10 protein-coding genes and 1 pseudogene are annotated in these 15,215 nt (G+C 74.4%); 5 read left to right on the forward strand and 6 right to left on the reverse strand.

Annotated features, from left to right (window positions below):
- The first annotated feature begins 50 nt into the window (after positions 1-50).
- The 5 genes and pseudogenes from K329_RS0121270 (at position 51) to K329_RS0121295 (ending at position 7,784) form a co-directional block, all read left to right on the forward strand.
- Positions 51-1,571 (forward strand): rhamnulokinase, encoded by a 1,521-nt coding sequence (locus tag K329_RS0121270; protein ID WP_245596639.1) that lies wholly within the window; start codon positions 51-53, stop codon positions 1,569-1,571.
- A gap of 40 nt (positions 1,572-1,611) precedes the next feature.
- Complete coding sequence (locus tag K329_RS28635) at positions 1,612-4,659, forward strand: glycosyl hydrolase (RefSeq protein ID WP_052337200.1); 3,048 nt, start codon at positions 1,612-1,614, stop codon at positions 4,657-4,659.
- 97 nt (positions 4,660-4,756) lie between these two features.
- Positions 4,757-5,467 (forward strand): annotated as a pseudogene (locus K329_RS28640) ((Fe-S)-binding protein); the annotation flags it as partial.
- Positions 5,468-5,628: 161 nt separating this feature from the next.
- A complete protein-coding gene (locus K329_RS28645) occupies positions 5,629-7,146 on the forward strand; it encodes a lactate utilization protein B (RefSeq protein ID WP_052337201.1) in 1,518 nt (505 codons plus the stop codon).
- Positions 7,143-7,784, forward strand: coding sequence for a LutC/YkgG family protein (locus K329_RS0121295; protein ID WP_028474613.1), 642 nt, complete (start codon positions 7,143-7,145; stop codon positions 7,782-7,784). The genes K329_RS28645 and K329_RS0121295 overlap by 4 nt, the downstream gene beginning before the upstream one ends.
- A 212-nt stretch (positions 7,785-7,996) precedes the next feature.
- On the opposite strand, the gene K329_RS28650 is transcribed toward K329_RS0121295, so the two are convergent.
- From K329_RS28650 to K329_RS28655, 6 genes are all read right to left on the reverse strand, one after another.
- On the reverse strand, positions 7,997-8,713 hold the full coding sequence (locus K329_RS28650; RefSeq protein WP_052337202.1) for a TerD family protein: 717 nt from the start codon (positions 8,711-8,713) through the stop codon (positions 7,997-7,999).
- A 54-nt stretch (positions 8,714-8,767) separates the two neighbouring features.
- A complete protein-coding gene (locus tag K329_RS0121305) occupies positions 8,768-10,606 on the reverse strand; it encodes a gamma-glutamyltransferase family protein (RefSeq protein WP_245596640.1) in 1,839 nt (612 codons plus the stop codon).
- Positions 10,607-10,794: 188 nt separating this feature from the next.
- On the reverse strand, positions 10,795-11,256 hold the full coding sequence (locus K329_RS0121315; RefSeq protein ID WP_052337203.1) for a DUF779 domain-containing protein: 462 nt from the start codon (positions 11,254-11,256) through the stop codon (positions 10,795-10,797).
- Positions 11,256-12,779: an aldehyde dehydrogenase gene (adh, locus tag K329_RS0121320; RefSeq protein ID WP_028474616.1), complete on the reverse strand. Its 1,524-nt coding sequence runs from the start codon at positions 12,777-12,779 to the stop codon at positions 11,256-11,258. Before adh ends, K329_RS0121315 begins: the two co-directional genes overlap by 1 nt.
- A 175-nt stretch (positions 12,780-12,954) precedes the next feature.
- A complete protein-coding gene (locus tag K329_RS0121325; RefSeq protein ID WP_028474617.1) occupies positions 12,955-13,800 on the reverse strand; it encodes a hypothetical protein in 846 nt (281 codons plus the stop codon).
- Between the two features lie 128 nt (positions 13,801-13,928).
- Positions 13,929-15,182: a GAF domain-containing protein gene (locus tag K329_RS28655; RefSeq protein ID WP_245596642.1), complete on the reverse strand. Its 1,254-nt coding sequence runs from the start codon at positions 15,180-15,182 to the stop codon at positions 13,929-13,931.
- Positions 15,183-15,215 lie beyond the last annotated feature (33 nt).

A 15,215-nucleotide genomic window follows, 5' to 3' on the forward strand; every position in this document is an offset into this window, starting at 1 on the left:
CACCGGGGCTCGCCGTCCCACCCCCGCCCCGCCCCGAGAGGAACCTCCGCGTGACCACGACCGACCTCCCCACCCCGCGTCCCGGTGACCTCCGGGTGGCGGCCGTCGACCTGGGCGCCACCAGCGGCCGGGTCATGGTGGGCGTCGTCGGACCGGGTCGGCTCGACCTCGCCGAGGTGCACCGCTTCCCCAACAGCGGCGTGCCCGTCGACGGGGCGCTCTACTGGGACGTGCTCGGCATCCACCGCGAGGTGCTGGTGGGTCTGCGGAAGATCGCGGCGACCGGTCCGCTCGACGCCGTCGGCATCGACTCCTGGGCGGTCGACTACGGCCTGCTCGACCGCGACGGCATGCTGCTGGGCAACCCGCACAGCCACCGCGACCGCCGTACCGACGGGGTGGCCGAGCGCGTCTGGGCCGAGGTCCCGGCCGAGGAGCTGTTCGCCCGCACCGGCCTGCAGCACCTGCCGTTCAACACCGTCTTCCAGCTCGCGGCGGCACGCGGCACCGCGGCCCTCGAGGCCGCCCAGACGTTGCTGCTCCTGCCCGACCTGCTCGGCTACTGGCTGACGGGCGAGATCGGCGCCGAGCGCACCAACGCCTCCACCACGGGCCTGTACGACGCCGGCACCGGCACGTGGACCACCGACCTGGCCGCGCGCCTCGGCCTCCCGTGGTCGATCCTGCCGCCGCTGCGCGACGCCGGCGACCGGGTCGGCACGCTCGTGCCCGACGTCGCCGCCGCCATCGGCCGCAGCGACGCCGACCCCGCCGTACCCGTCGTCGCGGTCGGCTCCCACGACACCGCCTCCGCGGTCGTGGGCGTGCCCGCGGGCGACGAGCGCTTCGCCTACATCTCCTCGGGCACCTGGTCGCTGGTGGGCCTCGAGCTCGCTGCGCCGGTGCTCACCGAGGCGGCCCGGGCGGCCAACTTCACGAACGAGGCCGGCGTCGACGGCACCGTCCGCTACCTCAAGAACGTGATGGGCCTGTGGGTGCTCTCGCAGTCGGTGCACACGTGGGAGCGCGACGGCTCGACCGTCGACCTGCCGCAGCTGCTGGCCGAGGCCGCCGGGCTGCCCGCCCTGCGCACGGTCGTCGACATCGACGACGCGAGCCTGCTGCCGCCGGGCGACATGCCGGCCCGCATCCGCGCCCTCGCCGAGGCCGCCGGGGAGCCCGTGCCCACGACCCGCGCCGAGGTCGCCCGCTGCATCGTCGACTCGCTGGCCGTGGCCTACCGCCGCCACCTGCGCGCCGCGGCGGAGACGTCGGGCGAGGGCTTCGACGTGCTCCACGTCGTGGGCGGCGGCATGCACAACACGCTGCTGTGCCAGCTGACCGCCGACGCCGTGGGCGTGCCCGTGCTCGCCGGCCCCGGCGAGGCGGCCGCGCTCGGCAACGTGCTGGTGCAGGCCCGCGCCCTCGGCGCCGACCTCCCCGACCTCGCCGCCATGCGCGCGCTCCTGCGCGACACCCACCCGCTGCGCCGCTACGAGCCGCGCGACCACCTCGACTGGGCCGCCGCCGAGCGACGCGTCCACCCCGGTCGGCCCACACCCGTCGGCTGACCTCCCCGGCCGCTCGCGGCCCCATCTCTCGGAGACCCTCATGGACAACGACGTCACCGCCGCAGGACCCCGCACCGCCCCGACCGGCGGCCCGCGCCTTGACCGCCGCCGCCTGCTGGGCGCGGCCGTCGCCACCGCCGGCATCGCCACCGTCGCCACGGGCGCGGGTGCCTCCCCGGCGGCCGCCGTCGCCGCGGACCCGACCCCGGGCCTGCCCAACGACCTGTCCCGCCGCCTCACCACGCCCGGCCTGGCGACCGCCGCCGGGTTCCGCTGGTGGTGGCCGCACGGTGCCGTCGATCCGGCGCAGGTCACCCGCGAGGTGCAGCAGATCGCGGCCGCCGGCTTCGGTGCCGTCGAGATCGCCGACGTCACCCACAGCCTCCGGGCCCGCAACATCGACATCGACCTCGCCACCCAGGGCTGGGGCACGCGCTCCTGGGTGAACGGCGTGAAGGCGGCGCTGCGCGAGTCCGCGAAGCGCGGCGTGCGCGTCGACATCACGGTCGGCCCGTCGTGGCCCGCCGCCGTCCCGACCGTGACGCCCGACGACGAGGGCGCCTGCACCGAGCTGGCCCACGGCCGCGCCGACGTCGCGAGCGGGGCGACGTACGACGCGCTCCTGCCCGAGCCGCTCATCGCCCCCGTCGAGCAGGCCACCCGCCGCACCCTCGTCGGCGTGCAGGCCGCCCGCGTCGTCACGCCCGGCACCGACCGCCTCGAGGCCGTGCTCGACCAGGCCTCCCTCGTCGAGCTGACCGACCAGGTCGTCGACGGCCGCCTCACCTGGACCGCGCCGGCCGGCGCCGGCTCGTGGGTCGTGCTCGCCTACTGGCAGCGCGGCTCCGGCCAGGAGCCCGAGGCCGGCCCCCACACCGACCCCCGCTGCTGGGTCGTCGACCACTTCTCCGCGGCCGGCGCCCAGGCCGTCGTCGACCTGTGGGAGCAGACGATCCTCGACGACGAGATGCGTCGCCTGCTGCGCCAGACCGGCGGCTACCTCTTCGAGGACTCGCTCGAGATCGAGACCGAGGCGACCATCTGGACGCCCGCGTTCCTCGCCGAGTTCGCGGAGCGCCGCGGCTACGACCTGCGCCCCTACCTGCCCTGCGTGCTCGAGCTCCACGAGCGCTACCAGTTCGCCTTCGACGCCACCACGACGATCCGGGTGCGCGACGACGTCAACCAGACGGTGTCCGACCTCTACCGCGACCACCACCTCAAGCCGATCCAGGCGTTCGCCCGCTCGCTCGACATGGGCCTGCGCGTGCAGCCCTACGGCCTCGAGACCGACACCGTCGAGCACAGCGCCGTCGTCGACGTGCCCGAGACCGAGTCGCTGGGCTTCAAGAACCTCGACGACTACCGCGTGATGGCCGGCGGCCGCGACCTCGGTGGGCGCACCGTGCTCTCCTGCGAGGCGGCCTGCTACTTCGGCGCGGCCTACAACACCACCTGGGACCGCGCGCTCCAGACGATCCACAGCATCTACGCCGCGGGCGTCAACATGGCCGTGCTGCACGGCTTCGCGCACGCCAGCGCGCCCGACGTGACGTGGCCGGGCTTCGCCGCCTTCTCGCCGTACTACAACGGCGCGATCGGGTACGGCGAGGCGTGGGGCCCGCGCACCCCGCAGTGGCAGCACATGCCCGGCATCGCCGCGCACCTCGCGCGCACCCAGCTGGTGCTGCAGACCGGTGTCCCGAAGTACGACGTGGTGTTCCTGCGCCCGAAGGGCTGGGCCTCGACCGGCATCGGCGCCCCGTGGGCGACCAACGACGGCATCCCGCTCGGCTGGACCCACTCGTTCGTCACGCCCGCCCTGCTCGACCTGCCGCTGTCGACGGTGCGCAACGGTCGGCTGGCGCCGGACGGTCCGGCGTACAAGGTGATGGTGGTCGGCCCCGACCAGTTCCGCGGCAACCGCCTCTCGATCGAGCTGTCCGCCGCCCGCCGCGTGCTGGAGCTGGCGCGGGCCGGTCTCAAGGTCGTGCTGGTCGGCGACTGGGCGACGCTGGCCGAGCCGGTCGGCGTCGAGACCGCTGAGGTGGTGGCGCAGATCCGCTCGACGATGGCGTCGGTCGCCGCGCTGTCGACGAGCCGCACGGTGGCCGCTGCGGCCGACATCCCGACCGCACTGGCCGCGCTGAACGTCACCCCGGACGTCACCCACGAGCGCTCGACGGTCATGTCCGTACGGCGCGTGCTCGCCGAGGGTGGCGGCGTCGACCTCTACTTCCTGGCCAACGCCAAGCACGCGGAGAACCGCCGCCTCACGCCGGTGAAGCAGGAGGTCTGGCTGACGGCGACCCGTGCCGACGCCGTGCCGTACCGCCTCGACACCTGGGCCGGCACCCTGACCCCCGTGCCGCTGCACGAGCGTTCCGGCGCGCGGGTCCGTGTGCGCGTCGACCTGCTCCCGGGCCAGGCCGACGTGATCGTGCTCGCCGCACCGGGGCGCTCGGAGCAGCCGGTGTCGGTCGTCGCCACCACGGCCGACGACGTGCGCGGCGACGCCCGTCGCCTCGTCGTGCACGCCTCGACCGCCGGTCGCCACACCGTCACCCTCGCCGGCGGCCGCACGCGCACCACGACGGTCGCCCGCGTGCGCCCGCCCCTGACCCTGGCGACCTGGGACCTCGCGGTCGAGGACTGGCAGCCGGGCGCGAGCGCCACGCAGACGGTCAAGCCCGTCCGGCGGGTGCGGCTCACGGCGCTCGCCCCGTGGTCGCAGGTGCCGGGCCTCGAGGACGTCTCGGGCATCGGCCGCTACACGGCGACGATCAACCTCGGCGTCGACTGGCCGACCGGCCACCTGGCGCGCCTCGAGCTCGGCGAGGTCAACGACACCTTCCGCGTGACGGTCAACGGCGCGGTCCTGCCGCCGTCCGACGTGCTCGACACGACGGTCGACCTCGGTCGCCGCCTCGTGGCGGGCCGCAACACGATCGTGGTCGAGGTCGCCTCGACCCTCATCAACCGGCTGCGGACCGTCACCCCGGAGGTGTACGGCGTGTCGCCGCGCCAGGCCTATGGTCTGGTGGGACCGGTGCGGCTGGTCCCGTACGTCGAGCAGGAGGTGCGGTGACGGTCCCGCACGAGCAGCAGCACCACCCCCAGCACCACCACCTGCACCACTACCGGCAGGACCCGACGAAGAGGAGGCCGGCGTGCGCGTCGCGCTGATGGTCACGTGCGTCAACGACGCCATGTTCCCGGGCACGGGGCAGGCGGTCGTGACGCTGCTGGAGCGGCTCGGGGTCGAGGTGGACTTCCCGGTCGCCCAGACCTGCTGCGCGCAGCCGATGGTCAACACGGGCTACCTCGACGAGGCCGTGCCCGTCGTGCGCACCTTCGTCGACGCCTTCGAGGGGTACGACGCCATCGTGACGCCGTCGGGCTCCTGCGCGGGGTCGGTGCGCCACCAGCACTCGATCGTGGCGCGCCGCTCGGGCGACCCGGCCCTCGCCGAGGCGGTGGCGCGCACGTCGCCGCGCACCTACGAGCTCACCGAGTTCCTGGTCGACGTGCTGGGGGTGACCGACGTGGGCGCCTACTTCCCGCACACGGTCACCTACCACCCGACCTGCCACTCGCTGCGCATGCTCGGCGTGGGCGACCGCCCGACCAGGCTGCTGCAGGCGGTGCGCGGCCTGCGCCTCGTCGAGCTGCCGGGCGCCGAGGAGTGCTGCGGCTTCGGCGGCACGTTCGCCGTCAAGAACGCCGACACGTCGGTCGCGATGGGCGCCGACAAGGCGCGCCACGTGCGCTCCACCGACGCCGAGGTCCTGGTGGCGGGCGACAACTCGTGCCTGCTCCACATCGGCGGCATGCTCTCGCGCCAGCAGACCGGCGTCCGGGTGATGCACCTCGCCGAGATCCTGGCGAGCACCGAGGCGGGCGGCCAGGGCACGGCCACCGACCCCGGCGCCACGACGTCCCGTCCGCTCCCGCCGGCGGAGGAGCCGGCGGCAGTGTCGGCGGCTGCGTCGGCTGCCACGTCGGCGGCCACGTCGACCGGGACCCCGTCGTACGACCCCACGAGCGGAGCAGCCCGATGACCGGCACCTTCGTCGGCATGCCGGCGTTCCCGACCGCGGCCCGCGCCGCCCTCGGCGACACGCAGCTGCGCCACAACATGGCCCACGCGACCGGGGTGATCCGCGGCAAGCGGGCCGCCGTGGTCGGCGAGGTCGAGGCGTGGGAGGACCTGCGTCTCTCCGGCGCCGCCGTCAAGGAGACCGCGCTGCGCGACCTCGACGTGCAGCTCGAGACGCTCGAGGCCTCGCTCGTGGCCGGCGGCGCGATCGTGCACTGGGCGCGCGACGCCGAGGAGGCGTGCCGCATCGTGGCCGACGTGGCGAAGAGCCACGGGGTCGACGAGGTCGTCAAGGTGAAGTCGATGGCCACGGCCGAGATCGGCCTCAACGAGGCGCTCCAGGCCGAGGGCATCGCCGCCTGGGAGACCGACCTCGCCGAGCTCATCGTGCAGCTCGCGGGCGACCTGCCCTCCCACATCCTCGTGCCCGCGATCCACCGCAACCGGGCCGAGGTGCGCGAGATCTTCCTGCGCGAGATGGCCGCCGTCGGCCGCCCCGCGCCCGCCGACCTCACCGACGAGCCGGCCGTGCTCGCCGGCGCCGCCCGAGCCCACCTGCGCGAGAAGTTCCTGCGCGCGAAGGTCGGCGTCTCCGGCGCCAACTTCGCGGTCGCCGAGACCGGCACGCTCGTCGTCGTCGAGTCCGAGGGCAACGGCCGCATGTGCCTGACGCTCCCCGAGGTGCTCGTCTCCGTCGTGGGAATCGAGAAGGTCGTCCCGACGTACGCCGACCTCGACCCCCTCCTGCGCCTGCTGCCCCGCAGCTCGACCGGCGAGCGGATGAACCCCTACACGTCGACCTGGTCGGGCGTGACCCCCGGCGACGGCCCGCAGGAGGTGCACGTGGTGCTCCTCGACAACGGCCGCACCAACGCGCTCGCCGACGACGTCGGCCGCCAGGCGCTGCGCTGCATCCGCTGCTCGGCGTGCCTCAACGTCTGCCCGGTCTACGAGCGCACCGGCGGCCACGCCTACGGCTCGGTCTACCCCGGCCCGATCGGCGCCATCCTCAACCCGCTGCTCAAGGGCACCGGCGTCGACGCCCAGACCGACTCGCTGCCCTACGCCTCCTCGCTGTGCGGGGCGTGCTTCGAGGTCTGCCCGGTGCGCATCGACATCCCGGAGGTGCTCGTGCACCTGCGGGCCAAGGTCGTCGACGGCCACCGCGACGACCGTCGCCCCAAGGCCGAGGCGGTGGCGATGAAGGGCGCGGCCTACGTGCTGTCGGACCACCGGCGCCTCGCCCGCGTCGAGAGGCTCTCCGGCCTCGGCGGGCGGGTGCTCACCCGCTTCGGCAAGAAGCGCCTGCCCGGCGGACGGGCCGCCGCCGGCGCCCTCCCCGGTCCCGGCGCCAGCGCCTGGAGCGGGGCCCGCGACCTGCCGGCCCCGCCGCGCGAGTCGTTCCGGGCGTGGTGGGCACGCACCCGCGGACCCGGCTCCGAGGGCCCCTCGACCACGAAGGAGGGTGACCGATGAGCGCCCGCGACGAGATCCTCGGCAAGGTGCGCCGCGCGCTCGAGGGCGTCGACCGCACCCGCGAGGTGCCCACGCCGCCGCGCGTCCCGGCGTACGCCCCGGACGCCCGCGTCGACCTCTTCGACGAGCGGGTGGCCGACTACAAGGCGGTCGTGGAGCGCTGCACGAGGGCGCGGCTGCCGGAGGTCGTGGCCGAGGCGGTACGGCGCCACGCGGGCCCCGACGCCCTCGTCGTCGTACCCGTCGACCTCGACGCCGGGCTGCGGGCCGAGGTGACGGCGGCGCTGCCCGCCGTGGTCGTCGACGGCCCCGGACAGACGCTCAGCGCCGCCGAGCTCGACGCCACCAGCGGGGTCGTCACCGCCGCCCGCGTGGGCATCGCCGAGACCGGCACGATCGTGCTCGACCACACCGGCGACCAGGGCCGCCGGGCGATCAGCCTCGTGCCCGACCTGCACGTCTGCGTCGTGCGCGCCGACCAGGTCGTCGACGACGTGCCCGACGCCGTCGACCTGCTCGACCCGTCGCGCCCCCACACCTGGATCAGCGGGCCCAGCGCCACCAGCGACATCGAGCTCGACCGCGTCGAGGGCGTCCACGGGCCCCGGACCCTGCACGTCGTGATCGTCGAGGACTGAGCCGCCGGGGCGCTCCGGGGGTCCGCGCCCCGTCGCGGGGTGCGGACTGGGGCCTGGTCATTCCGGGGGCGTGGGTCCGCACCCGTCCCCCGGCCGATCCGGTGCGGACCGGGGCCTGCGGGATGCGGTGGCGCGAGTCCGCACCCGCCCGCCCAGCCGCACCCGTCGGCCCCGGCCGCACCCGTCGGCCCCGGCCGCACCCGCCCGGCCGCCTACTTGAACGCGTTGACCGGACCGGCGTCCATGGTGACGACGAGGCTCTCCTCGAGCGCGGGGCGCTTCTCGGAGCCGGCCTTCGAGTACTGCTCGAGGGCGACGACCTCGACCTGGCCGGCGGTCTCGTCGGCGCCGTTGACGATGATCCCGGGCACGCAGGTGAAGACGGTGTCGTCGTCGTTCGCGTGGTCGGCCTCCACCACCACCGACCGCCCGCCGGCGTCGATGCGCATCGTGACGGCGTAGCGGCGGAACGACCCCGTGCCGTTGCTCTGGGCCGAGTAGGCCACCGGCACGACGGCGCGGATCCCGGGGTGCAGCCGGATCTCGATCACCTCGCGCGCCGGCTCCACCACCGGTGCGGGCGCGGCCTCCGGCTTGCGCCGCCCGAACAGCCCGCCGCCCTTGCCCGCCGCGGGCGCCGCAGCCGGGGCCGCACGGCCGACGTCGCCGAGGTGGCGCACGGCGCCGTCGGCGGTCGCGGTGGTGAAGCGCTTGTCGTCCTTGGTGCCGAACGTCGACACGGTCTCGACGTGCCCGTCGGCGTACCGCACGAGCGCGTAGACGTCGTAGTCCGTCGCCGGGGGCCAGAGGATGGAGGCGGTCACCAGCTCGGTCTTCGTGAGCAGGATGCCCTGGCCCTTCGTGAGGCTGACCGGACGCACGTCGGTCTTCGTCATCGGCAGGTCGAACGGGTACCCGGCTCCGGTCATGGCCCCGAGCCTAGGGCGTCCCGCCGCACCGGCCGCGGCCCGTCGACCCGCGCCTCAGCGCCCGACGGCGTACCCCTGGTCGCCGCGGGGGTTCGCGGCGGCCTGGACCCAGCCGTCGACGTACCCCGCCGCACTGATCCGCCCCAGCGACCACGGCCCCACGACGCGCACGTCGTGCCCGCGGCGCTGCAGCGCGGTGACGGCGTCGGTGCCGAGCCGGGCCTCGACCTCGACGCCGCGCAGGTCGGCCTCGCGGGGGTAGAACGACGAGACGAGGTGGGTGGTGTGCCACGACGGCGCGTCGATCGCGGCCTGCAGCGTCGCGCCGCCGACGAGGTGGTGGAGCAGGAACGGGACGGTCCACTGGTCCTGCTGGTCGCCGCCGGGGGTGCCGAAGGCGAGGTACGGCGTGCCCTCCGCCGCGACGAGGCCCGGGCTCAGCGTGGTGCGGGGCCGCTTGCCGGGCGCCAGCGCGCTGGGGCTCGTCGGGTCGAGGGAGAACATCTGGCCGCGCGTCGGCAGGCTCATCCCGAGGCCCGGCACGATCGGCGAGCTCTGCAGCCAGGCGCCGCTCGGGGTGGCGGAGACGAGGTTGCCCCAGCGGTCGGCGACGTCGACGTGGCAGGTGTCGCCGCGCGTGACGCCGCTGCGGGAGACGGTCGGCTCACCCGTGCCGGCGCTCGCCGTACCGGCCGTCGCGGCCACCGTGGCCGACGCCGCCGCGAGCGCCCGGTCGAGGCGGGCCCGGGCCTCGGCCTCCGTGACCTCGCCGGCGGCGCCGGGACGCAGCTCGCCCGACGCCTCGTCGCCGATGAGCGGGCGTCGGGCGGCGGCGTACGCGGGGGAGAGCAGCTCGTCGATGGGCACGTCGGCGAAGAGCGGGTCGCCGTAGTAGGCGTCACGGTCGGCCATCGCCAGCTTCGCGGCTTCGACGCCGGCGTGCACCAGGGCGACCGGGTCGGTGAGCAGGTCGGGCAGGTCGTAGCCGTCGAGGATCGCCAGCTGGGCGAGCAGCACCGGACCCTGGCCCCACGGGCCGGTCTTCAGCACCTGGCGGTCGCCGGTGGGCGTGCGCAGCGTGCCGACGGTCGGGGCCTCCCGCCCGGGGCGCCAGCCGTCGAGGTCGTCGGCGGTGAGCAGGCCCGCGTGGTCGCGACCGGAGGTGTCGCGCACCGGCGTGCGCACGAACGCGTCGACCGCCTCGGCGACGAAGCCGGAGTAGAACGCGGCGCGGGCGCCCTCGGCCTGAGCGGCCGGCGTCGTGCCGGCGGCCTCGCCCTCGCGCAGCAGCCGCTCGAGGGTGTCGCCGAGGTCGGGGTTGGTGAAGCGCGCGTACGGCGCGGGCACGGCCCCTCCGGGCAGGTAGACCGCCGCCGAGCTCGACCAGTGGTCGCGGAACAGCTGCTCGACCGACGCGATCGTGGCCGCCGCCCGGGGCAGCAGCGGGTGGCCGTCGCGGGCGTAGGTGATCGCCGGCTCCATCACCTCGCGCAGGGGGAGCGTGCCGTGCTCGCCGAGCATCGTCATCCAGGTGCCGAACGAGCCCGGCACGACGGCGGCGAGGTGGCCGGTGCCCGGCACGAGGTCGAGACCGAGGTCGGCGAAGTGATCGATGGTCGCGCTCGCCGGCGCGGTGCCCTGGCCGCACAGCACCGACGCGGCCCCGGCGCCCGCGTCGTACAGGACGACGGGGCAGTCGCCGCCCAGCCCGTTGAGGTGCGGCTCGACCACGTGGAGCACGAGCCCCGCGGCCGCCGCCGCGTCGAACGCGTTGCCACCCCGCTCGAGCATCGCCATGCCCGTCTGCGAGGCCAGCCAGTGCGTGGAGGCGACCGCGCCGAAGGTGCCGCGGAGGGTCGGACGGGTGGGCTGCTGCTGCTCCGAGATGCTCACCACGCAACCGTACGGGGCGCGCCCATCCGCTCCCGGGGACGCCGAACGGCCCCCGAGGTGGTCTCGGGGGCCGTCCGGGTCTCGCTGTCACACGGTCTTCCGCAGCTCCTGCGCGGGTCGCGCGAACGGGGTACGTCGTGCGGCCCAGACCGCCACGTCCCGCAGCAGCAGCCCGACCTCGCGCACCACTACGACGCTGCCTTCGCGGCGGCCTTCGCCTCCGCGATCTGCGCCTCGAGCGCCTCGAACTCGTCGTCCGTGAGCACGCGAGACCGGATGAGGAACCGCACGCCCTCGGGCGCCTCGAGCGAGAAGCCCGCCCCGCGTCCCTTCACCACGTCGACCGTGATGTGGGTGTGCTTCCAGTAGGCGAACTGCGAGACCGACATCCACATCGGCACGGCGCGCTCCAGGCCCACGTCGAGGTGGCCCAGCAGCACGTCCGCGTCGCCGGTGATGAAGTCGCCGTCGGGGTAGCACATCGGTGCCGACCCGTCGCAGCAGCCGCCGGACTGGTGGAACATGACCGGGCCGTGCATCTCGGTGAGCTTCCGCACGAGCTCGGCGGCCGCGTCGGTGACCGCCACCCGCACGGGCTCGGGCGGGATCGGCTCGACCTCCGCCCCGAGCCCCGTGCCGGGCGTCGACATCAGAAGAAGCCCTGGGCGTTCTGCGAGTAGGACACCAGGAGGTTCTTCGTCTGCTGGTAGTGGTCGAGCATCATCTTGTGGTTCTCGCGACCGATGCCGGACTGCTTGTAGCCACCGAACGCGGCGTGCGCCGGGTAGGCGTGGTAGCAGTTCGTCCACACGCGGCCGGCCTTGATGCCGCGACCCATGCGGAACGCACGGCTCCCGTCACGCGACCAGACGCCGGCGCCGAGGCCGTAGAGGGTGTCGTTGGCGACCTTGAGCGCGTCGGCCTCGTCGTCGAACGAGGTGAGCGCGACCACGGGGCCGAAGATCTCCTCCTGGAAGACGCGCATCGAGTTGTCGCCCTCGAAGATCGTCGGCTGCACGTAGTAGCCCTCCGCGAGGTCGCCCTCGAGGACGTTGCGCTCGCCACCGGTGAGGATCTTCGCGCCCTCCTGCTTGCCGATGTCCATGTAGCTCAGGATCTTCTCGAGCTGGTCGTTGGACGCCTGCGCACCGATCATCGTGGTGTCGTCGAGCGGGTTGCCCTGCGTGATCTTCTCGACGCGGGCGATCGCCTCGGGCACGAAGTCGCTGTAGATGGAGCGCTGCACGAGCGCACGCGACGGGCAGGTGCAGACCTCGCCCTGGTTGAGCGCGAACATCGTGAAGCCCTCGAGCGCCTTGTCGTAGAACGCGTCGCGCTCGGCGGCGACGTCCTCGAAGAAGATGTTCGGCGACTTGCCGCCGAGCTCGAGGGTCACCGGGATGATGTTCTGGCTCGCGTACTGCATGATCAGGCGGCCCGTGGTGGTCTCACCCGTGAACGCGATCTTCGCGATGCGCGGCGACGACGCGAGCGGCTTGCCGGCCTCGACGCCGAAGCCGTTGACGATGTTGAGCACGCCGGCGGGGAGCAGGTCGCCGATCAGCTCGGCGAGCTTGAGGATCGACCACGGGGTCTGCTCGGCGGGCTTGAGCACCACGCAGTTGCCGGCCGCGAGGGCGGGCGCGAGCTTCCACACGGCCATGAGGATCGGGAAGTTCCACGGGATGATCTGGCCGACGACGCCGAGCGGCTCGTGGAAGTGGTAGGCGAAGGTCTCGGAGTCGATCTCGGAGACGCCGCCCTCCTGGGCGCGCAGCGCGCCGGCGAAGTAGCGGAAGTGGTCGACCGCCAGCGGCAGGTCGGCGGCGAGCGTCTCGCGCACCGGCTTGCCGTTGTCCCACGTCTCGGCGACGGCGAGGGCCGGGAGGTTGGCCTCGATCGTGTCGGCGATCTTCAGCAGGATGTTCGAGCGCTCGGTGGGCGAGGTGGTGCCCCACTTGTCGGCGGCCGCGTGGGCGGCGTCGAGAGCGGCGTCGATGTCCTCGCTCGTGCCGCGGGCGATCTCGGTGAACGCCTTGCCGTTGACCGGCGAGATGTTCTCGAAGTAGTTGCCCTTCACCGGCTTGACCCACTCGCCACCGATGAAGTGGTCGTAGCGGGGTTCGACGGAGACGAGCGAGTCGGCGGAGCCGGGAGCGGCGTAGACGGTCATGTGTGTGTTCTCCTCGCTGAAGGCAGGCTGCTGTGACTGCGGTCACACGCTACGAGGGGGCACGTTGCGGCTGCGTTGCGTACGGCGGGAGCCGCCCCGGTACGCCGACGGCCCGACGCGCGGGGCGCGTCGGGCCGTGACGGACCTCGCCGTACGCGACGAGGTGGGGGCGAGCTCAGCCGATCGTGATGCCGCCGTCGGTGATGACGACGTAGAAGCGCTTGTGGGTCTGCGCGGTCGTCACGGTGCCGTCGCTGAGGCGGGGGCTGACGACGAAGTGGTTCGTGTTGTTCGTCCCGGCCGGGGCGCAGGCGACGACACCGGCGATGCCGCAGGTCGTCGCGGTGATCTCGCCCGAGAACTCCGGGTTCGCGTTGCCGGCCGTGGCGCGGCCGTTGGTGACGCCGTCGCCGTTCTGGTCGACCTGGTTCTGCAGCGCGATGGTGGCGATGATGCCCGTGCCGGTGAGGTCGGAGCCGGCATCGATGTAGACGTTGCCCGCCGCCCGCAGGGCGTTGGAGGGGGCGCCGGCCGGGGCCGTGTTCGCCAGCTCGGGGTAGGCGGCGGCGATCGTGAAGCCGCCGGACTGGTCGACGATCGCGCCCGAGGCGTCGACGAGGAGCCAGCGGACTCCCGCGCCGGCCTCGCCCTGCGGTCCCTGCGGACCGGTCTCGCCCGGGGCACCCGGAGCGCCGGGCGCGCCCTGCGGACCCGTGGCGCCCGTGGCGCCCGTGGCGCCGGGGGCGCCCTGCGGACCGGCCGGGCCGGTGGCTCCCCGCGGACCGGCGGTCAGCTGGCCCACGGCGAAGTCCGCGCGGCCGAGCGACCCGTTCCGGATGTCGAAGCCCGTGATCGAGCCGTTGCGGATGTCCTCGCCGCCGATCTGCTTGGCGGCGTAGGCGGTGCCGCCGCCGGTGGCGAGCGCGAGAGCGAGGACGGCGACGGCCAGGGCCGGCGTGGGGCGCCCGAGGCGCGGGCGACGGACGGGGGCGAGGCGCGACCGGAGACGGGAGGGGGCCATGGCGGTTCCTTCGGGTCAGGGGAACAGGCGTTCCTGCTGACCCTTCGGTGACCGGGGTCACCCGGATGGGTCGGTCTAGACACCTTTCTGGTACGACGCCCGCCGCCCCGTCGTACGCGTGTGCCGCCTCAGACCCCGAGGTCGCGGTCGAGCCGCGCGATCTGCCCGTCGATGAGCGGCAGCATCGGCGACGTGGCGCCCACCGCGTGGCGCTGCGCCGTCCACATCTCGTAGTCGTCGGAGCCCCACGGCGAACGGGTCCACTGCGACATCAGGTCCGCCTCGCGGGAGCGCAGGAGGGCCTCCCGCAGCTGTGACTCCAGGCTCTCGCGCAGCCGTACGACGCCGGGCGCGGTCGAGCGGGGGAGCACGGGCCCGCCGTACGAGCGCATCGCGGCCCGGACGTCGCCGGCTGCGAGCAGCGCCTCGACCGACAGCCAGTCGCCGGTGATCTGGGCGCTGATGCGGTAGGGCCGCGAGGCGAGGAGGTCGCCGCCGAGCAGGTGGCGCAGCCGGTTGAGCTCGGCGCGCAGCGTCGACGACCCGGCGCCGTCCTCGGCGTACAGGAGCACGGCGAGCTCGTCGCCGCTCAGGCCCTGGGGCGAGGAGGCGAGCAGCAGGAGGATCTCGCTGTGGCGGGGCGAGAGGCGCAGGGTGCGCGGCCCGCTGGAGGTCTCGACGGTGAGCAGCGCGTCGCTGCGCCCGAGCCCCTCGACGAGCAGGCGGGCGCCGGTGCCGGTCGTCTCCTCCGCCCGGCGGCCCTGGCGGCTGAGCAGGTCGCGGGCCAGCTCGAGCTCGGCCATGCGGGCGGCGGCGCGGATCATCGCCATCGTCTGCGGCACCACGATCTGGTCGCCGCCGGTGATGTCGAGGACGCCCAGCAGCGCGTGGGTGCCGGGATCGTGGATCGGGGCGGCGGCGCAGCTCCAGCCCTGCACGGCGGAGCGGAAGTGCTCGTTGCGCACGATGCTGACGGGCTGGTCGAGGGCGAGCGCGAGGCCGGGGGCGTTGGTGCCGGCGAGCCGCTCGTCCCAGTTCGAGCCCTCGACGAAGCCGATCGCCTCCGCCTTGCGCAGCGTGGTGGGCGTGCCGCAGACCCAGAGCAGCTGGCCACCGGCGTCGGAGACGGCCATGACGGCGTCGCAGTCGCGGGCGGCGTGGCCGAGCACGTCGTCGAGCAGCGGGAAGACGCGCGCCAGGGGATGGGCCTCGCGGTGGTCGCGCAGCACGTCCTCGGGCAGCGTGATGGGCGCGCTGGTGCTGTCGGGTCGCACGCCCGCCGAGGCGGAGCGGTGCCACGAGTCGACGACGGTCGACCTCATGCCGTTGTGGGGGAGGTCGGTGCCGTGCCGGCGCGTGGCGGCCGTCGGTGTCTCGGTCACTCGTGGAACCCACCCTTCGTCGCCCGGTGGCGT

Source organism: Nocardioides alkalitolerans DSM 16699, assembly GCF_000426525.1.
In the GTDB taxonomy this organism is placed as follows: domain Bacteria; phylum Actinomycetota; class Actinomycetes; order Propionibacteriales; family Nocardioidaceae; genus Nocardioides; species Nocardioides alkalitolerans.